Genomic DNA, 20430 nt, shown 5'->3' with positions numbered 1-20430 from the left:
TTAATGTTTTTAATCAAGTGGGTTTTTGGTGTGTTAGCTTGAAATTTAGTCGAGATTCGGTCGAATATTGGTCGCCGATGTAAGGGCGAGGTAAACAATGCCCATTTTATGTCATTTTTAAAACCAAACTTAAATGGAGCATCATTCCCTTCCGTTATATACTTTTAACTCATTAGAGCCTATTTGGAAGCCACATGCCCCACACCACCGACCCACTAACAGGGTTGAAGAGACGAACTCTCCCATTGGTCGTATTTTCGGTCAGTTTTTTGATTACCGTGTTGTGTTTTATATTAGTCGCGCTCAACCAAAACCGCGCGCTAAATATGAATCTGGATAGCTTTGCTACTCACCAGACATTGAGCTTGGAAGCGTTTATCGCCAATGATGTGGCTTATATTGGTTCAGGTGCTAATTTTTTCTATTCTAACGAACCTGAAAACTGGGATAAATTTGACCGTTTTGCTCAGCAAACGATTAATGACTCAAAAAGCTTAATCGGCTTACAGTGGATGCAAAAAGTGCCGGCAGATGAGATTGCCGAGCATACCGCTAAGATGAAAGAAAAATACCCGTCTTACGAACTGTTCACGATTCCAAAACACGAAGCAAAAGCCTTTGGTTACATCTTAGATGGCGAGCCGGCGTTCATTGCTAGTGACCTGTATCCCAACACACAAGCAAACGACAATGTTCTTGGCTTTTACTCTTCTCGTGAGCGCTTCAAGCTGGTTCTAGATAATATTAAACAGACGCGTAAAGCGAATATTTCAGACAAAGTTCGCTTGCTTCAAGACGGCTTAGATCAAGACACACCAAAGACAGGTATGCTGGTTTATCACCCTGTATTTGAGGGGGAAAGCGACAACCTGCTCGGTGTTGTGATTGGTGTGGTTCGCACGACTTATTACTTTGAAAACTTACTGGCTTCGGCAGTGGGCGACATGGATGTTTATATTCGTGTTACCGATACGGGTTTCGAAGCAGAAGACTCCCCAATCCTATTTGAAACTGAGGGTTATGAAGCTGTTTCTGGCCACCATATAACAAAGACGATTGAATTGACTAACCGTGATTGGAAGGTCGATTACAAAATAGATTCATGCATCTCTTTCTATGGCTATTTGGTATTAACAGGAATTGTTTTGGTGGGGACAACCATCTCATTGTTGTTGGCGTATATCGTTAATATGCAAATCCGAGAGAAAGAGCGTTTGTATCAAATGCTTGATAAAAGAACAGAAGAGCTTCGTTTTCTTGCCAACCATGACAGTCTTACGGAAGTTTATAACCGACGTGCTTTCAATAAGATGTTAGATAAAGCGATACAGCGAAATGAACCCTTTAGTCTTATCGGATTTGATGTCGATAAGTTCAAAGGCATTAACGACCAATTCGGCCACCCAGCAGGGGATGCTTTACTCATTCATGTGATTAAGCTGATTTCAGTGAGCCTCAAAGAAGGTGATAACCTGTTTCGTATAGGTGGAGATGAGTTCTGTATCATTTCTAGTATTACAAACCATGAAGCCCTAGACCGATATTTACAATGCATTCTAAGTACAGTGAGTCACTCTCATTGTGAGCATAAAGGTAGGCAGCTAAGTTGTACTTTGAGTATTGGTGCTGCCATTCGTGCCAACGAAAACACGGAAGAGATTCTGCAAAAAACAGACAGCATGCTCTATCAAAGTAAGTCGAATGGCCGAAATCGAGTGACAATTGCAGGCTAAATGAGCACTTGATACAACTAGGGTCGAGTTCTGTATTGGGCTCATGTACAATTTCACGAAATTTTTGACGAGAGAATTAGGCGACGTATGAATCACAATCGAGTGGTGTGTTTCGATTTGGAAATGTGCTGTTGGAGCGAAGACGGTGTGGGAACAACTGGGGAGATCATTGAAGTTGGTCTGGCTGAGATTGATCTAGCATCCGGCACTATCGTGAAGCGAGCACAATACTACGTTAAGCCAGAGAAAGACGAAGTCTCTCTATTCTGTGCCGAGTTAACGGGCATTACACCTCGCAAAATCGAAAAGCAGGGTCGCCCATTAGAGTCTGTCATCAAGTCGATGATTAAGAACTTCGGTGGTCCAAAAAAAATCTATGCAGCGTGGGGACGTGACGACCTCATTTTACACAAAGAGTGCATTGAAAAAGGCATCGAACCTCCGTTCAGCGAGTTCTTGAATATCGCGACGCTTTATCGAGTTCAGAATCGACTGAAAGACAAACGTATTGGTCACCGCGCCGCTCAAGAAGCGAAAAACATTGAGTGGGAAGGTCGTCAGCACTCGGGTTATGTCGATGCTTATAATTTGGCTAAGCTAACGCTGACGATGCTGTAGTCGTTTGCATTAAACGGCGCTCGGTTAAAAACTGAAATCAGCCAGATTGTTGTGAGTTATCCAAATCAAAGCCACCTACTTATTAGGTGGTTTTTTTGTGCCTGTAATTCAAGGAAAATTCCGTTCAAAAGAAAACTCATTTCAGCGAGTGGTTTATCAATAGTGAATGGCTACATCGCTTATTTTACGAGTGAATAATATTGGTTTGAAATTTAGCTTTTTAATTAATATTAAATCGCAGGTTGCAGCCTTGATTGGGTTGGGCTAGATGATAGCGTTAGCTCACCCAAACAAGGAGATTAGGATGAAGAACATAATTAAGTATGGATTGGCACTGGGGGCACTAAGCGTAAGTGCGTTGGTTTCTGCACAACCCGTTGTATTGATTAACACTTTTTCAGTCGAGCCAGCCCATGAAGCCGCGACATTAACGTATTGGGAAGATGCGCGAGATGTATTGGTGAAGCAACCCGGATATATCTCTACCAAATTGCACCGCTCTTTAAGCTCGGACGCGACATACCGCTTTATCAATGTTGCTGAATGGGAGAGTAAGAAGCAATTCCATGATGCAATACAAGTGATGAGAAAAGAGCTACCACCTTTAAAAATCGAAGGGGTTTCTGCTGACCCTAACTTGTATGAAATTATTCGCGACTAATTAGGAAACCACATAATGAAAACAATTCGAGGAACCTTTTTAGCTATTTTTAGCTTTCTACTTTCAGCGATTCTATTTTCTAGCTATAGCCATGCTGCGGCATACGGCGTGTCAGTGGCTTGGAAAACCGATGACGCTCAAGCGGTATTTGAGGCAATGCCTCATCAGCAAAAAGCCTTTGCTAACTTAGTTGATGCAGGCTTGGTCCACGACATGTTCGTATCAGAAAGCTTTGTCGGAGATAAGAAGTTTCCGATCATCAAGTTTGTGATTGAAGCGGACAGTGAACAGCACGTTCGAGAGTTGATTGGTAACTTACCATTCCAATTTAAAGAGCTTGTCGAGGTGACTGAAATCAGAGACATCGGTAATAAGTGGTTAAACACTGAAGTCGCTTTCAAAAACTACGCAGTCGAACTCGCTTGGACAGAGCCTGAGAATCAATTCATTGTCGATGAGATTATCAGCCAAGATTTACAAATGGTTGTCGATTGGAGCGCTCAAGGCGTGATTACTTCTGCTTACTTAAAACATCAAGAAATAGCCCAAGAGAAGCCAAACCAAAAAGCGATGATCAGACCTATCTACTCAATGGCAATATTGGCTAAAAATGAACAACAAGCTCGCGAAGTTGCCAGTCAGCTGAATGCAGTAAAGCTCGGCTTTGCTGAGGTCATGGTCAGTGAACTGGGCTTTAAAATAGACCTATAAATAAATGAGATCTATAGACAATAAGAACTAAAGAAAATGGAAGCTATCGAAAACGAGAATTATCAAAATCAATCGATGTAGCTTTCTTTCTATAGACCTCATTAGTTGTTCTAATGGCTAGGCTTTGTACTAAGGTGAGTGAGTCTGCGTGACTCACTCACCTTATTGTTATTTTATTCTTGTTACTTGCTGAGCTTATATTTGGCTTAATTATTGGCTAAACTTATCACTATTCTTTTCTATGTATGGCTTGGCATTAGCTCGACCAAACAAACACCTTTTTGATGACCTTTTTATTTATGAACACCTCGCCGAAATGAACGCCAGTAGCCCTGAAAAAATCATCTTAGACGCTTCGGGTATCGAGATGATTAACAACACACTCATTGATTCGAACTTGGACAAGCGGGTGACTTTGTCTCCCTCAGAAGCCTTGATTCTTGAGTTCCTAGTGAAGAACAGCCCCAAAGCTGTGGGGCGCGACTTCTTGCTTGAGCATTGTTGGCCGGGCAGGGTGGTGACGGGCAGTTCGCTTAATGTTGCAGTGAAGAATATTCGTACAGCATTAAGTTCACTTGAGTGTGATTGCAAAATTCTAACGGTGCAAAAGGAAGGGTACAGTTTTAGTAGACCTCAACAGATCGGTGGCTACCTATCTACACCCACCTCGGCTATTCAAGTTGAAGTACCTCAATATGAAGCGCCTAAAGGTGAAGCGCTTAACGTAACCTCAGCATCAAAGAGCTCGAGTACTGAACATGGCGACGATGAAAATGAGCCAGCCTTAACGAAGCAACCAGACTCGTATAAACAGCGTCAGGTGCAGCATTTTGTCGCGCGTCATCGCTCTCGTATCGCCGGAATATTAGTCAGCGCGTTTCTTCTCATGCTGTTTTATCAGTTTGCTTTTTTTATGGATAAGACGAGCTATCACGGCATGGATGTTTATCACGACAGTTTGAATTTTGATCAAGAGCTTTTAACGGAGTTGAATACTGTGTCAGAACTCGGTGTTGAGTCGCTCTACCTGCATCGCATTGGCGTTGGGTGTCAGAACATTCAAGCTGTTGCTTTGATAAACGGGCGCTGGAAAGAGATGAGCCATCAGTTTAAGTCGCTCTCTTGTGATGACGACAATGACGATGAGCGAGGATAGCCGAGATGAATCGTAAGTTTTGGATGCCTATTTTGTTGACGCTTTTTGTGATTCTAAATGTAGGCTTAATTTCTGGGCTCGCAACCAAAAGTACTTATAAATTCACCGCAGAATATCCGATGATAGGCTGGGAGAAAATCTCACTTCGATTGGAAAATGGTCGAGTTAAAATGCAGTACATTGGTTACGACATGGATGGGAATGTCGCTCAAACCAAGCAAATGTTTGGTGTGTTCTTACGCTGGGGGAATCACTATTACCTTTATCAATTGGATCAAGAGCAGGCCCAAGATAAACAGACATTCAATATCAAGCACTTATATATTCAACAAACCCAAGGTAAGCGCAGTGTGTTGGTATCGAATCAGCGCGGCCTTTATGTAACGAAAAAAGGCGCGCCATTAGAACTTAAAGGCATCATGCATGGTGATAGATTACGTTAATACATAGGCTTAACGTGAATAGAAAGCCTGTGGTTAGCTTTTACCGAGGACGTTCAGCTTAGTTTTGATAAAGTCACTGTGGTCGACGTAGAGCAGTTCTGCTGTTTTACGGATCACAGAGTCTTCTATAGGGTCAATTTCCCCGTCGGCATGCGCCACTTCCCACATCGCTTTGATTAAGTCGATTCGCACCGGCTGAGATAGGTCTCTAAGTTGCGATGTAAAGTCATACAGCGATACTGATTGCTCTACTTTCGGCTCTGCTTGCGCGAGCAGCACCTTTGCTTGTTCTTCATCTAAATCCAGTAAGCGTTGCAGAAGCTGTAGCTTAGCGACTCTTTCTGATTCATTGATCTGATGGTCGGCTCCCGCCACTTCACACAACAAACTCGCGATGGCGATATTAGGTGATGTGCCTTGGTTTTTGCTTAGGTCCTGACCTTCAATCAATTGTTTAAACATTGATGTGAGAGAATTGAACATAACGAGCTCCAGTTAAAATTTGTATCGGGTTCCGTAACGCTGATAGTTATCGACTATAACCATAACTATTGGGTCTACAGAGTGTGATCGCAAGCGTCTTTACTAAAAACTGACATTACGGATACGCGAGCGATAAGGAGCACTTCCTAGTCCGGTTCCGGAAAACGTGTAACCTTACCGTCGCCACTGAGTGTCGTGATCGATTGCGGTTTCCCATCAGTGTCTAGCCTTAACTCCCCAATCGCACTGCGGTTTGAAAGGCGATAGAAGGTCTGATTGTCAGGGCTTCGCTTTTCGATCTTCAAGCGTTTACGCTTAGTGAAGTAGTTCAAAACTGAGCGAGGGCTGTATAACAGACGGTCCCATACATCGCAGAATTTGAGCAGCGGAGCAGGGAACTGATTTTTAATACCACTACAGGTGATTTGATAGATGTTCGGGCTGTTGCGACGATACCTAAGCTTGATGTCATAAGCGAAGGAGTAGTGAACGTCACCAGAAAGCACCACGAAGTTGGTCGGTGTTTTGGTATGGGTAAAGATACTGATCAGCGTATTCGCACTGCCCGGATGTGCCATCCAGTTTTCAGCGTCAATCACTAATGGCTTGCCGATTGTGGTCGCCATCTTTTGCAGTGTTTCAATAAACTTCACGCCAAACATCGGCGCAGCAGAAACGATCACCACCTTATCTTGATTCATTAACTGATGTTGGAACTCAATCAAGGCTTCCCAGTCCATTAAACCTGAAGGCTTATTCATGCGTGACTCTGAACGCCAACGACGCGTTCGAGTATCCAACACAATGACTTTGGGTGAGGTATCTATTGTGTAATGCCACTCTTCAAAGCGACTTAACATCTCAATGAAGGCTTGATGCTTGTCTGGCTCGATATTGCTAACAGAGTGAGTAGTCTCTGCATTGCCGGCTTCATTATGAGTTTGTTTACTAATGCGTGGTTGTTTAGTAATGAGCGGTTGAGCGACAAAAAGCTGTTTTGCTTGCTCGATAAACGTTTCGTCGAAGCTCTCCGGTTTGTTACCCCAACCCTGACACATCCAGTAAGCCGCAAGGCCGTTACCAATGACTTGGGTCGCGAACTGGTTTTGGTCGACGGCATGTTCCCAACCCACGGTAAGGTTCCAATCATCAGTCACATCGTGATCGTCAAAGATCATGTACGTTGGAATATGCGCGAACAGGCGTTGTACTTGCGGCAAGCCAGCAATGAAATCATCCATGATGACGCTTTCATCACGCCATTGTTGCTGCTCAGTCGGTGTTAATTGGCGTCCACCTTGAGTGAAGTTATTCTCAATTAAACGCTCTCGATTGACGCATTGCCACAGTGTCGGAGACCAAACCAATAAGTACATCGCGATAAACTCAGACAGCGTGACCAAGTGGTTTTCACAATCCGTAGAACTAAAAATCGGCACGCTACGATTCGGGAAGAACTTATCGAGCATCGATTCTGAAGCGGTGTGGTGCGGCAAATAGTGATGACGCTGATACAAGTGATGTTCGCTGTTATAGAGAGCGTCACTGCTGCTGATTTGTTTAATTTGCGAGTCGGTCGGTAAGCTTTCGCCTACGAGGCCAAGCAGTTGAATCACTTGTTGAATAGCATCAAGTGTTGGGCCTGCCACATGGTCGGCGTAGATCTGATCGCCACTCATCATTAGCATATCGGGTCTTTCAGCGACGGTTTGCTCGGCCATCTTGTTGTCGGCTGCGACTAGGCTGTCTTTGCTTGGATGATGCGGATTACGGCAAGAGCCATGCAGAATGTAATCAGCTGAGGTCGATATCTTAAACTCAACGCGAGATTTACCATTGTAAACAAGGTGAGGGGCGAGCTCTTTTAGTGAACCTGACTCTGTGTGAATGTCATATTCAAGCAGCGTATTAGTCGGAAACTCACCTTGTAAGCGAATTAGCGTTATCCACGCATATGTACCGACTTGAATCGAATCATGCTCTTCAAGCGATGAGGTATAAAACGGTTGGTCTTGTGCTGCTCCAGAATCGTCTATTTCTTGAGTATGAAGCTCGGCTCTGCCTGTAAGAGGCGAGCTGGTGGCTAACCAAAGTACCACTTCAGTCGCGGTGGTTTTTCTTAAAATGGGTCCGGCGAGCAACAGGGGAAGAGATGATGTCGTAGAGGGTTTCAATACGGTACCTAAAATCGTTGGTGGTTAGTCGTCGTGGAGTTCTTTTGTTTCGAGCTTGTTCGTGTCTGGCTTTGTGGTTTCAAGCTTTGATGCTTCAAGTTCTACTGAGTCAGATTCTGTTGATTCAAGCTCTGTTGATTCAAGTATTTCGATAACTTCCGAGCTAGAAAGTTCATGACCCATTAGAAATATTGCCAATAGAGCATCGGCTTTGGTCTTGGTATCAGAAGGCTCGTCTAACAACAGTTCGAGCTTTTCGCGAATCATAGCAATCTCGTGCTCAACAAAGCCACGGCCTTCGTCGTCCCCTTGGTTTTCTTCGGGGGCATTATCGAATTCAAGAAATAGCATGTCACCGTCTAGGTTGGTATCCACCAAACGCTCGGGCAACCACGCCTCACCCATAACAATATCTGGATCGGAATATTTGGGTAAGTGATCTATAATGTTTTGTAATTCGGAGACTTTCACAATACTTTCATTTAACCGAGAATATTCTACATTGTAACGGCCAATGCCGAGCAAACCTAAAAATAGTTAGCCGTCATGGTTAATAAATGTCTATTCAGTAACACAATATTTATTACAAAGAGTAATTAGATAAGAATGAAGCTCAAATATTTACCGACTCTCCCTTCAACTGGGATGGTTTTACTTGGTAGTGCTTTCCTAAGTAGCGTTTTCCTGAGTGCTAATGCGTGGGCCGCTGAAGAGCAAGAGTGGGGCATCGCTGCAATGTACCGTACTGCGAGCATCCCTTATGACACGTCTGGTGGTGACCAATCGGTTAGCTCATTCGTACCGATGCTGTTTTTCAAGAACGATTATGTGTTCATTGACGGTACCGAGATGGGGGCATACCTCTATCAAACTGGCGATGAGAAGTGGTCTTTCAATGCTATCTCTCGCATGCGCTTTATTGATATCCCTGCATCTGAGCAGAATGCGATTGAAGGCGATACGGCGGATTTCGGTGCTCAACTGACCTATCAGCTTGATGATTCTTGGTCTGTCGAGACGGAATTAATGAGCGACAGTGAGTACAACTTCCACGGTAACTTACGTGCGAAAGCCAAGTATGAAACTGGAGATTGGGAGTTTTACCCGAGCGCGACACTTCGTTATAAAAGTGCTGATTTCAACAGTGAGTATTACTCCGCGTCTAATGAAACCATTGGTGCCGGTGTTGACTTAAATGTTGGTATTGAAACGCGTTACCATGTGGTTTCAAATTTGTACTTATTGGGTTCAACCAGTGTGACTCGATTAGACGATAATGCCTACGATTCGTCGATAGTCGAAGACCGTTATCAAGGTGAATTGTACCTTGGCTTTGGTTTCTTTAACGACAAAGAGAAAGCACCAAAACCGAAGCTGAGCAATGCGCCGTATTTACGTGTCGCCCACGGCTGGGCTACGCCATCCAATATTGGCGATATCATGAAGTTCAATCGAGAGAAAGACGAATACAACAACCAGTTGACTTCGTTCTTCTATGGACACCCGTTAACCGATGAGATCTTCGGCTTCCCATTGGACATCTACCTAACGCCAGGTATCGCGCACCACTGGAGTTCAGACGTACAATCAAGCAGCACCGAATACATTATCGCAATCAAAGCGTATTACACCTTTGATTGGCCAACTCAGTGGCGTTTTGGTGTGGCAGAAGGTATGTCTTACATCGATTCGATTACCTACATCGAAGGCTCTGAGATGGAGCGTAAAGGCTACACAGCCAGTCATCTGTTGAACTACTTAGACTTCTCATTCGATGTCAACGTTGGCGACTTGATTGGCAAGAATGACTTGAACAACTTATGGTTCGGTTATTCATTGCATCACCGTTCTGCAATCTTTGAAAACGCATCCCAGTTCGGACGAATCAAAGGCGGCAGTAACTACAACACGGTTTACTTCCAGTACGAGTTCTAAGGTTAGTTTTGAAATGTCGTTTAACCGTAGTTGACTAAGTACGACTTACATTTGACCGAGCTTTCATAGCTCCTGCAAGTGTTAGCGAGATTAATCAGCCTGATAGCGAAAGGTTTTCCCTTTGCTGTCAGGCTTTTTTGTTTGAGACTTGTGATATAATCGCGCGAGTTTAATAAGTACAAGAATAGGACACGCTTTGACTTCGTCTCCGGAAAAAGCAGATAACAACAAGAATGCAGCACAGCCAAGTTCTTCACAGAGCAAAGCGAAACCAAACCAAGCTGCATCGAAAAAGTCTGCTGAACAATCAAATACCAAAAAAGCTGAACAATCAGCGACAAGCAACAAATCATCTCAGAATAGCCCAGCCTCTCTTCGTAAAGCGCTCAACGAATGTATGATGCGCGATCGCTTCCGTCTGAGTAAGCGAATTGCTGGTGCGAGCAAAATTAAGAACGAACAAGCTAAGCACGCTGTCTTTGATGAGATTGCGTTAGACATTGCTAAGTCGATGATGACGGCAACTCAGCGTGCGGCACAGAAACCAACGATTGAATACCCAGAAATTCTCCCTGTTAGCCAAAAACGCGAAGACATCGCGAAAGCCATCGCTGAAAACCAAGTGGTTATCGTGGCGGGTGAAACGGGTTCGGGTAAAACGACTCAGTTACCAAAAATCTGTTCTGAGCTTGGCCGCGGCCGCTTTGGCTTAATTGGTCACACTCAGCCTCGTCGTCTTGCTGCACGTTCGGTTGCGAACCGTATTGCAGAAGAGATGGAAACACAACTTGGTGAGTTCGTTGGTTATAAGGTTCGATTTAACGACCAGATTTCTGACAACACCCAAATCAAATTGATGACCGACGGTATTCTACTGGCGGAAATTCAGCACGACCGATTCTTAAATCAGTACGACACCATCATCATCGATGAAGCGCACGAACGTAGCCTGAACATCGATTTCATCATGGGTTACCTGAAAGAGTTGCTACCAAAGCGTCCTGATCTGAAAGTGATCATCACGTCGGCAACCATTGATCCAGAGCGTTTCTCTAAGCACTTTAATAATGCACCGATCATTGAAGTCTCTGGCCGTACTTACCCAGTAGATACGCGTTACCGCCCATTGGGTGGTGATGAAAGTGATTCAGACCGCGACCAAATTGAAGGCATCTTTGAAGCGGTTGATGAGCTGTGTGATGAAGGCCTTGGCGATATCTTGATCTTCATGAACGGTGAGCGAGAAATTCGTGATACCGCAGATGCATTGAGTAAACGTAACCTTCGCGATACTGAAATTGTTCCGCTTTACGCGCGTCTATCGGCGGGTGAACAGAACCGTATCTTCCAGTCTCATACTGGTCGACGCATTGTTCTGGCAACTAACGTGGCAGAAACCTCGTTAACGGTTCCGGGCATCAAGTATGTTATCGACCCGGGTACGGCGCGTATTAGCCGCTACAGCTACCGTACTAAAGTGCAACGTCTACCGATTGAGCCAGTGTCTCAAGCGAGTGCTAACCAGCGTAAAGGTCGTTGTGGTCGTGTTGCGGAAGGTATCTGTATTCGTCTGTACTCAGAGGAAGATTTCGAATCACGCCCAGAGTTTACTGACCCAGAGATTCTTCGTACTAACCTAGCATCGGTTATCCTTCAGATGACAGCGCTAGGCCTAGGCGACATTCAAGCGTTCCCATTTGTTGAAGCGCCCGATAAGCGCAACATTCAAGATGGTGTAAGGCTGCTTGAAGAGTTGGGTGCGATCGCGACTGTTGAACCGTCAGCGAACAAAAACAAGAACCATGGCGACGACAAGAAGAAGCTAACCGCGATTGGTCGTAAGCTGGCGAAATTGCCTATCGATCCACGTTTAGCGCGTATGGTGATTGAAGCACCACGTAACCGATGCCTACACGAAGTGATGGTGATTGCGTCTGCGTTGTCGATTCAAGATCCGCGTGAGCGTCCATCAGATAAGCAACAATCGTCTGATGACAAGCACAAGCGTTTCTTCGATAAAGAGTCTGATTTCATTACGTTTGTGAACTTGTGGGATTACATCAAGCAGCAGCAAAAAGCGCTGTCGAGTAACCAGTTCCGCAAACAGTGTAAGCAAGATTACCTCAACTATTTACGTATCCGTGAATGGCAAGATGTGTACTTCCAAATTCACCAAGCAATGCGTGAGCTGGATACTAAGTTGAATACAGAACCGGGCAGCTACGATGGCATTCACATGTCACTGCTATCAGGTCTGCTTTCGCACATCGGTATGAAAGACCAAGAGAAGAATGAGTATCAAGGTGCACGTAATGCACGCTTCCACATCTTCCCTGCGTCTGGCCTATTTAAGAAACAGCCTAAGTGGATCATGTCTGCTGAGCTGGTGGAAACCTCAAAACTTTGGGGTCGTGTTATCGCGAAGATTCAACCTGAATGGATTGAACCGCTAGCGAAACACCTAATTAAACGCAGCTACAGCGAACCACATTGGTCGAAGAAACAAGCAGCGGTAATGGCACACGAAAAAGTGATGCTTTACGGAATCCCTATCGTACCTAAGCGCCTTGTGAACTACGGCGCGATTGATGCCACCGTTAGCCGTGAATTGTTTGTACGTAGCGCATTAGTAGAAGGTGAGTGGGAAACCAAACACGCTTTCTTCAAGCAGAACCGTAAGCTTCTACAAGAAGTCGAAGAGCTAGAGCATAAATCGCGTCGTCGTGACATCTTGATCGACGATGATGAACTGTTCGATTTCTATGACCAGCGTGTTGGCGAAGAGGCGGTTTCTGGCCGTCACTTTGATACATGGTGGAAGAAGACCAGTCAGAAAACCCCTGAGCTGCTTAACTTTGAAAAGTCGATGCTGTTCCGCGGCGATGCTAGCCACGTTACCGATTTGGATTACCCGAACTTCTGGCACCAAAACGGTATCAAGCTCAAGCTGAGTTACCAATTTGAGCCGGGCGACGATAACGATGGTGTAACGGTGCACATTCCGCTGCCTATCTTGAACCAGATTGACCAAAACGGTTTTGATTGGCAGATCCCAGGTCTACGTCAAGAGCTAGTGATTAGCCTGATTAAGTCGTTACCTAAAACGCTACGCCGTAACTTTGTACCTGCGCCAAATTACGCCGATGCATTCTTGGCTCGCGTGACACCGCTTGAAGCACCGTTATTGGATTCTCTTGAGAAAGAGCTACGCCGCATGACGGGTGTGGAAGTGGTCCGTGATGACTGGAAGTTAGACCAGATTCCAGAGCACTTAAAGGTAACATTCCGCGCTGTAGATCATCGCAAGCGTAAGCTGAAAGAACAGAAAGATCTGCATGAGCTGAAAGAGAGCCTGAAAGACAAGGTTCAAGAAACGCTTTCTAAAGTAGCAGACGATGACATCGAGCAGCAGAACCTGCATACGTGGAGCTTTGGTGAATTACCAAAAGTCTACCAACAGAAACGTGGCGGCTACGATGTTAAAGCCTTCCCTGCGCTGGTGGATACCAAAGACAGCGTAGAGATTAAACTGTTCGAAACCGAGCAAGAGCAGATCTCAGCAATGAAATCGGGTCAGCGTCGTTTAATCCTGTTGAACGTGCCATCACCGATCAAATACTTGCACTCGAACCTGCCAAACAAATCGAAACTTGGCTTGTACTTCAACCCATACGGACAGGTACTCGATCTTATCGATGACTGTATCGCTTGTGGCATTGATAAGTTGATTGAAGAGAAGGGCGGTTTGGTTTGGGAACCAGAGCAGTTTGAAGCACTGAAAGAACACGTACGTGCAGAGCTGGGTGATACCGTAGTTGAGATTGCTCAACAGGTTGAAACCATCCTAACCACGGCATTTAGCATCAGCAAGAAGCTGAAAGGACGCGTGGATCTTTCTATGGCATTCGCACTTTCTGACATAAAAGCTCAAGTAGAAGGTTTGATTTTTAAGGGTTTTGCCACAGAATGTGGGTGGAAACGCCTGCCGGATATTCTACGCTATATGAGAGCGATTGAACGCCGCATGGAAAAACTGCCAATTGACCCGAACAAAGATCGTCTTCACATGATCAAAGTTGAGTCAGTAATGAATGATTACAAAGAACTGCTGAATAAAATTCCAAAAGGGATCGCGGTTCCAGAAAATGTAAAAGAGGTGCGTTGGATGATAGAAGAGCTTCGTGTAAGCTTCTTCGCACAGCAGCTCGGTACGCCTTACCCAGTATCAGATAAGCGTGTTAAAAACGCGATTGATGCTTGCTAAAGGAATAAAGCTAGACGCAATGGCAAGGTTTGGGTATAAATCTTGCTTATTGCATTACTAATTGAATAGTTATTACATACAGGGCGACTTGGTGGCAATTTATTACCACTCAAGGCCTGCCACTAGGACGAAAAAGGTCGAATATGAAAAAAACGTTATTGGCACTAGCACTACTAGGTGCATCTTCAACAGCAATGGCTGATTCTTGGTTGTACGGCGGTGTAATGGGTGGTCAAAACTCATTCGCTGGTGAAGATGAAAACGCGGTGGGCATCCACGTAGGTACAGGTATCCTTCCACTAATCGGTGTTGAAGCGGGTTACTGGGATCTAGGTTCTTTCGACAACGTTAGCTACGGCAACCGTGCTAAACAAGGTGTTGACGTAAGCACTGCTTACCTAGCGATCAAACCAAGCATCGACTTCGGTCCTCTTCACGTATACGCGAAGGGTGGTCTTCACTCATACGAAGTGAAAGGCGATAACTTCAAGCAAGACGACGTTGATATCATGTACGCTGTAGGCGCTGAATACTTCATCTTCGGTCCACTATCTGTAGGCGCTAGCTACCAAAACTTCAAAATGAAAGATGACGACGCAGGCGTTTTCTCTCTAAACGCAACTATTCACCTACTGTAATTAATCAGTAAGGCGATCGTAAATAACGGTCGAATAGTCGTTAAAGAGTTCGTAAGAATTCATAAAAAATGCCAGCTTGATAGCTGGCATTTTTGTATCTGTTAACCGTGCAATCGCAACTATGTTTTCTTAGAACAGATAGCGAGCGGATGGTTACTTTTTACTGTTTAGAATACGCTGGATTCTTGGGTTAATCGCTTTGCCGTGTTGGCTTTCGTACTCTTCACGCTTCAAATCGTTCAGGTTCTTCACTGAGTTAGCGGCAAGCAGGAATTGCGGCAACTCCGTTTCTAGCATGCCTTTCTCGTCTAAACGCTTTGCTTCCAAGTAGTACTTCTTAAATAGACCATCCAACTTGTTTTCAGCGGTGCGCTTTAAGTCGTACAGTTTGTTTTGGATTAACCATTTTTCAATCTTGTTCACGGCAGTGCGAGACAACACACGGATACGGCTGTCTAGCAGTTCTTCTTCCGTTAAAGAATCTTTTAGGATCCACAGCTCACCCATTTGTGGCGGCCAACTGTTGCCAAGCTGAATACGCTCGTGACAGTGCATTAGCACGCGGTTAAGGCCGTCTGAATCAACAGAGTTAGCAAACTCAATGAACTTACCGCTTGGCTCACTACCGTACTGATATTCCCATTGTGTTTCGTACACGCTCAAGAAAGAGCCAAACACGTGAATACACCAATCCGTTAATTCCAATTCTGCAGGATCTTGATCAACAACAGGCACTTGTTGAGACGCACCAGAATCCGCAGCTTGTGCAGCCGCTACTTTCACTTCGGTACTTTGCGCTTCAATCACTTCAGGTACAACAGGTTGAGCTGGCTCAGAAGGTTGGCTTTTTGCCTTTTTGAATGAGCTGCTGCCTGAAGCGTTCAGATGGGCTAAGCTTTTGTCTATACCCATTTCCTTGAGCTTGTCCTGCATTTCCTGAATATTGAGAGGTCTTCTGCTGTTGTTGTCTTTCATTTTGCTTCTCGTTAACTAACCAGTACTGCAACTTAGATTCGATGCGAGATATTGGCATTAGTTCATTGGCTTTGGCTTTATACCAGAGGACAAATTTTTTCCATACTAAACTATGGTCACCAGCAAGGCCGGAGAATTTAAACGCACGTTCCGCCCATGTTGGAATGATCTCTTCATCCAAATCATGCGTTGAAACGGTGTTGCTGTTCATTGAGCCTCGGCCTTGTGGGCGAGGGGCCTGCTGCATGTGTTGCATTGGCGCCGGAGCAGGCTGAAACTTAGGTGCAGGTGCAGGTGCAGGTGCAGGTGCAGGTGCAGGTGCAGGTGCCGTAGAGTAGACCGGAATACTATTGGTCGGTTGAACCTCAACGTGCACCGCAGCTTGCTCTTGCTCAATGAGCATTTTGAAAACGTGAATCTCTTTTTTATCTCGATAATCTACTTTCACCTTATCGAGAAAACCTTGGTCGACTAAACACTTAAGACAGTCGGCTAAACCAAACGTAGAGAGAGCACAAAGTTGACCTGCTGTTTGTAGGCACACGTTGGTGTAGCCGAATTCGTCAGCACCGTCTGCAAGCATCAATAAAACCAGCTTTTCTGCAGGGCTAGAAGTATTCACTTGCCAAGCTAAATAAGAATATTTGGCGCTCAATATCGTGTTCTCAAAAAAGGTAAGTCGTTGTCACTATTGTAAGTCACCCCTTACCGAATTTATAGCAACTTAACAGAAAACGGCATTAGTAAGCCAAATATTGACCATAAGGAGACGTCTGCCCCATAAAGTAAGCCTACAGTCATTCATTCTTGTGGTTTAAGCTAGGAATCATTGGGCATGAATACGCATAGCAGCTTAAAGTGCCGACATTCTTTGTTAGGTTAAGAATGACCAATTCGCGTCCACATTCTGTTGGTCACAATACAGGCCTTCTTTAAGGTCTTCTCTTTAGGCCAACTATTGATGATTGTCTTATCGACTCTCCATCCCCTTATCTATCCATTCATAAACTGTATTTAATTTATAAAACACCTTGATATGATCAATATTTGCGCTATTATGACGATAAGTCAGAAATGACGAAGCGTCACAAAATGGTTAACTACATGAATTTACTATTCGTGTTAATATATTGGATAGGAGTGTTTTAAATACTGGCGAAGCTTAGATGATAGCTAAGCTAAAATACGGACTGAGAAATTATGTTTGGCTTTGGTTGTAAAGGCGATAAACAAGGTATCTTTGGTTGCAAAGGCGTGTTGTCTAAAAAGCAACAGTCTATCGCAGACCGAGAAGTAGAATTGATGTTGTTAGCAAAAGATCTGGTTCGAGAACAAGGGTTCGGAAACCTCACGATGGATAAGCTAACGGCAGCGAGTTCTTATTCAAAAGGTACAATATACAATCACTTTTGCAGCAAAGAAGACGTAGTTTTAGCCTTGTGTATTCACTCTTTAAAGGCCGAAGCATTAATGTTTGCTCGTTCTGGAGAGTTTGAAGGCAACACACGCGAAAAGGTCGTAGCATTACACGTTGCTTACCGAATCTATGTTCGCATGGAGCCGGTACTATCAACTTGTGCGATCATGGCAAAAAGCCCGTGGGTACTAGAGAAAGCGTCTAGTGCACGCGTAGCCGAGATGAATGAACTGGAAGAATTGGTGATTGAACAAGCTGATTTAATGGTTAACCAAGCCGTTGATGCTGGTGACCTAAAGTTCCCTTCCGGTATGGGTTCAGACGCCATCGTGTTTGCAAACTGGTCAATCGCATTTGGTTCAAATGCCTTGTCACAGAATGCTTCAAACAGTCATTGTATTAAGCGGTTACAAGACCCGTATTCAGTATTATACAACGCGAACATGCTACTGGACGGCCTCAACTGGCAGCCTCTTTCTACTGATTGGGACTACCGCAAAACTTGGCGTCGAGTAGAACAAGAACTGTTCAGCGAAGAGATTGCCTACTTAGAATCTGTAGGTCGATAGCTTCCATTAAGCCCACTCATGTGGGTTTATTAATAACCATTAGTGACGATTCGTCATAAACTTAAGTTTAGCCTAGTGTGGTTTTGGTTTTCTTGAGTATATGACTAAGAATTGTGTTTTTGTCAGCTTCGGCTGGCTTTTTAAGACACAACTATGACGAATCGTCACAAATGGAGACTGTGATGGAACATGACAGCCAGAAGCCAGCTTTCGATCACCAAAATCGAGATAACCGTAACGTCGATAGCGTAAACGGGGATCTAAATAACAGTTGGCACTCAATACCGACCAAGCGTTCGTTTATCGTTCTGCTGGTGGTTTTTTCAATCATCATTCTCTCTGCATTAGGGGCAAAGAACCTCTATTTTAGAGGGGACTACAACATCTTCTTCGAAGGCACCAACAAACAGTTGATGGCATTCGATGAAATCCAAACGACCTTTGCGAAAACCGACAACCTCGCGATTGTTGTCGCACCTAAAGGCGGCGATGTCTTCACCCCTGAAACCCTTACCTTAATTCAAAACCTCACGATCGATGCGTGGCAGATCCCGTATTCAAGCCGTGTCGATTCGCTGGCCAATTATCAGCATACCGAAGCCGTTGAAGATGACCTCTTAGTGGAAGACCTGCTGTATGAAGAATACGAGCATACGCCCGAGCGAATTGCCAAAGTAAAACAGATCGCCCTAAACGAACCACTGCTTAAGAATGCCTTGGTGTCAGCTTCTGGCGATGTGACCATTGTGAACGTCACTGTGCAATTGCCAGAAGTGGATAAAACCGCGGAAGTGCAAGAGGTGATTGCGGCCATCAACGCCATGATTGGCAAGTACCAAGCTCAGTACCCAAATGTTGAATTCCATAAAGCGGGCATCATAGCCATGAACAACGCCTTTATGACCTCGGCTCAAGAAGACAGCTCAACGTTGGTGCCATTAATGCTGCTAGTAGTGTTGGTGTTCCTGACCTTTATGTTGCGTTCGTTCTTTAGTGTGGTGGCGACGCTTATTGTGATCATCTCTTCAATTGTCGCAACCATGGGTTTATCTGGTTGGGCAGGGATGTTCTTGAGCACCGCGACGGTTAACGTTCCAACCTTGGTATTAACCCTTGCCGTTGCCGATTGTGTTCACGTGATTGTGACCATGAGACAAGCGATGCAGCGCGGTATGGAGAAAGCACAAGCCATTCAATACAGCATCAAGCTCAATGCGATGCCGATTCTGATCACCTCGGTGACCACTGCGATTGGTTTCCTGATGATGAACATGTCGGACTCTCCAGTGCTGCGTGATTTCGGTAACTTGTCGGCACTAGGCGTACTCATCGCGTGCTTCCTATCTGTAACTATGTTGCCTGCGTTATTAAAACTCTTGCCAGTGAAGACCTTGCCTGCCAATGAAACGGCTCAAAGCAAAGTCACTTTCATGGATAAGCTCGGTGATTTTGTCGTTGCTAACCGCAAAGCACTGCTGCCTATTTCTACGCTAGTGATTGTTGGTGCTGCCGCGTTAATTCCACTCAACAAAGTGAACGATGAGTCGGTGAAGTATTTCGATACCTCAAGCGAATTCAGACAAGCGGCCGACTTCATGGAAGAGACAGTAAGCGGCATGACGACTCTCAGTATCGCAGTGAAAACTAACGAGTCTCAAGCGATTGCTGATCCTGTGTTCTTGCAAGCAATTGGTGACTTTACTGAGTGGCTACGCGTTCAACCTGAGACCGACCATGTCGCCACGCTTTCTGATGTTTACATGCGCTTGAACAAGAACATGCATGGCGACGATGACAGCTACTACCAGCTGCCACTTAACCGTGAACTTGCTGCTCAATACCTACTGCTTTACGAGATGTCTCTGCCGTACGGCTTGGACTTGAACAACCAGATCAACGTCGATAAGTCATCGATCAAAATGGTACTCACGGTCGACAACCTAGGCAGTGTGGAATTGGTTGAACTCGAAGAGCGCATTTACTCATGGTTTGCAGCCAATGCACCTCAGTATGAAGTAGTCGCGTCGAGTCCATCACTGATGTTTGCTCACATTGGCGAAACCAACATGGCGAGCATGTTATCGACTCTGCCTATCACCTTAGTACTTATCTCTGGCCTGATGATCTTCGCATTGCGCTCGGTTCGCTTGGGCATCATCAGCTTAGTACCAAACATTGCCCCGGCAATTATCGGCTTTGGTTTATGGGCGCTGATCTCTGGTGAAATCAACCTAGGTTTGTCAGTCGTGGTCACCCTTACATTGGGTATCGTGGTCGATGATGCAGTGCACTTTTTGAGTAAATACCAACGAGCACGATTAGAAGGGAAATCAGCGGAGGAAGCCGTTCGTTACGCCTTCCACACCGTCGGTCGCGCACTGTGGATCACGACTGTCGTGTTAGTGGCTGGTTTCTCTGTACTGGCGATGTCGAGCTTCAGACTCAATTCGGACATGGGCTTACTCAGCGCGATTGTGATTTTTATTGCGCTAGTAGTCGACTTCATCTTGCTACCTAGCTTGCTGATGATCTTCGACAAACAGACTCACTATGCAGATAAACCTCAGCACGAATCAAAGCCTGACACCAAGCCACAGCCTAGCTCGACACCCGAACTGTCTACATCGACCAAATAAGGAATCGTCAGCCTGCT

General features: G+C 45.0%; 16 protein-coding genes. 11 read left to right on the top strand and 5 right to left on the bottom strand.

Going from position 1 to position 20430, the window contains the following annotated elements; genetic code table 11:
• Window positions 1–194: 194 nt before the first annotated feature.
• The 6 genes from MSG38_RS07380 (at window position 195) to MSG38_RS07355 (ending at window position 5322) form a co-directional block, all read left to right on the top strand.
• Window positions 195–1733, top strand: a complete 1539-nt coding sequence (locus MSG38_RS07380) for a sensor domain-containing diguanylate cyclase (RefSeq protein WP_048617459.1) — start codon at window positions 195–197, stop codon at window positions 1731–1733.
• 87 nt (window positions 1734–1820) lie between these two features.
• Window positions 1821–2351, top strand: coding sequence for a 3'-5' exonuclease (locus MSG38_RS07375; protein ID WP_017068784.1), 531 nt, complete (start codon window positions 1821–1823; stop codon window positions 2349–2351).
• A gap of 304 nt (window positions 2352–2655) precedes the next feature.
• Window positions 2656–3012: an antibiotic biosynthesis monooxygenase family protein gene (locus MSG38_RS07370; protein ID WP_048609176.1), complete on the top strand. Its 357-nt coding sequence runs from the start codon at window positions 2656–2658 to the stop codon at window positions 3010–3012.
• Window positions 3013–3027: 15 nt separating this feature from the next.
• Window positions 3028–3723 (top strand): hypothetical protein, encoded by a 696-nt coding sequence (locus MSG38_RS07365; protein WP_248401445.1) that lies wholly within the window; start codon window positions 3028–3030, stop codon window positions 3721–3723.
• A gap of 316 nt (window positions 3724–4039) precedes the next feature.
• The gene (locus MSG38_RS07360; RefSeq protein WP_248401443.1) at window positions 4040–4879 is read left to right on the top strand and encodes a helix-turn-helix domain-containing protein; all 840 of its coding nucleotides are present in this window, start codon (window positions 4040–4042) and stop codon (window positions 4877–4879) included.
• A gap of 5 nt (window positions 4880–4884) precedes the next feature.
• Entirely contained in the window at window positions 4885–5322 is a 438-nt protein-coding gene (locus MSG38_RS07355; protein WP_019822532.1) for a hypothetical protein, read from the top strand.
• A 33-nt stretch (window positions 5323–5355) separates the two neighbouring features.
• Here MSG38_RS07355 and MSG38_RS07350 read toward each other — a convergent pair whose 3' ends face one another.
• The 3 genes from MSG38_RS07350 to MSG38_RS07340 form a co-directional block, all read right to left on the bottom strand.
• Window positions 5356–5805, bottom strand: a complete 450-nt coding sequence (locus tag MSG38_RS07350; RefSeq protein ID WP_048609171.1) for a TerB family tellurite resistance protein — start codon at window positions 5803–5805, stop codon at window positions 5356–5358.
• A 146-nt stretch (window positions 5806–5951) separates the two neighbouring features.
• Complete coding sequence (locus MSG38_RS07345; RefSeq protein WP_248401436.1) at window positions 5952–7979, bottom strand: alkaline phosphatase family protein; 2028 nt, start codon at window positions 7977–7979, stop codon at window positions 5952–5954.
• 24 nt (window positions 7980–8003) lie between these two features.
• The gene (locus tag MSG38_RS07340; protein ID WP_059019356.1) at window positions 8004–8504 is read right to left on the bottom strand and encodes a hypothetical protein; all 501 of its coding nucleotides are present in this window, start codon (window positions 8502–8504) and stop codon (window positions 8004–8006) included.
• Between the two features lie 81 nt (window positions 8505–8585).
• Between MSG38_RS07340 and MSG38_RS07335 the strand changes: the two genes are divergently transcribed.
• The 3 genes from MSG38_RS07335 to MSG38_RS07325 all read left to right on the top strand — a co-directional run bounded on the left by MSG38_RS07335 (window position 8586) and on the right by MSG38_RS07325 (window position 14816).
• Window positions 8586–9914, top strand: a complete 1329-nt coding sequence (locus tag MSG38_RS07335; protein WP_248401435.1) for a MipA/OmpV family protein — start codon at window positions 8586–8588, stop codon at window positions 9912–9914.
• A gap of 196 nt (window positions 9915–10110) precedes the next feature.
• Entirely contained in the window at window positions 10111–14178 is a 4068-nt protein-coding gene (gene hrpA, locus MSG38_RS07330; protein ID WP_050654448.1) for an ATP-dependent RNA helicase HrpA, read from the top strand.
• Window positions 14179–14321: 143 nt separating this feature from the next.
• The gene (locus MSG38_RS07325) at window positions 14322–14816 is read left to right on the top strand and encodes an outer membrane beta-barrel protein (RefSeq protein WP_017107497.1); all 495 of its coding nucleotides are present in this window, start codon (window positions 14322–14324) and stop codon (window positions 14814–14816) included.
• A 153-nt stretch (window positions 14817–14969) separates the two neighbouring features.
• Here MSG38_RS07325 and MSG38_RS07320 read toward each other — a convergent pair whose 3' ends face one another.
• Window positions 14970–15728, bottom strand: coding sequence for a hypothetical protein (locus tag MSG38_RS07320; protein ID WP_048611670.1), 759 nt, complete (start codon window positions 15726–15728; stop codon window positions 14970–14972).
• The gene (locus MSG38_RS07315) at window positions 15649–16446 is read right to left on the bottom strand and encodes a hypothetical protein (protein WP_248401434.1); all 798 of its coding nucleotides are present in this window, start codon (window positions 16444–16446) and stop codon (window positions 15649–15651) included. The genes MSG38_RS07320 and MSG38_RS07315 overlap by 80 nt, the downstream gene beginning before the upstream one ends.
• 545 nt (window positions 16447–16991) lie before the next feature.
• On the opposite strand from MSG38_RS07315, the gene MSG38_RS07310 reads away from it, so the two are divergent.
• Together MSG38_RS07310 and MSG38_RS07305 are read left to right on the top strand one after the other, a co-directional pair.
• On the top strand, window positions 16992–17777 hold the full coding sequence (locus MSG38_RS07310; RefSeq protein WP_048611674.1) for a TetR/AcrR family transcriptional regulator: 786 nt from the start codon (window positions 16992–16994) through the stop codon (window positions 17775–17777).
• Between the two features lie 119 nt (window positions 17778–17896).
• Entirely contained in the window at window positions 17897–20413 is a 2517-nt protein-coding gene (locus tag MSG38_RS07305; RefSeq protein ID WP_248401487.1) for an MMPL family transporter, read from the top strand.
• The last annotated feature ends 17 nt before the right edge of the window (window positions 20414–20430 follow it).

Origin of the sequence: Vibrio sp. 1CM24A, from assembly GCF_023161725.1 — a bacterium.
In the GTDB taxonomy this organism is placed as follows: Bacteria; Pseudomonadota; Gammaproteobacteria; order Enterobacterales; family Vibrionaceae; genus Vibrio; species Vibrio coralliirubri.
This window is presented reverse-complemented; position numbering and strand designations above follow the sequence as displayed.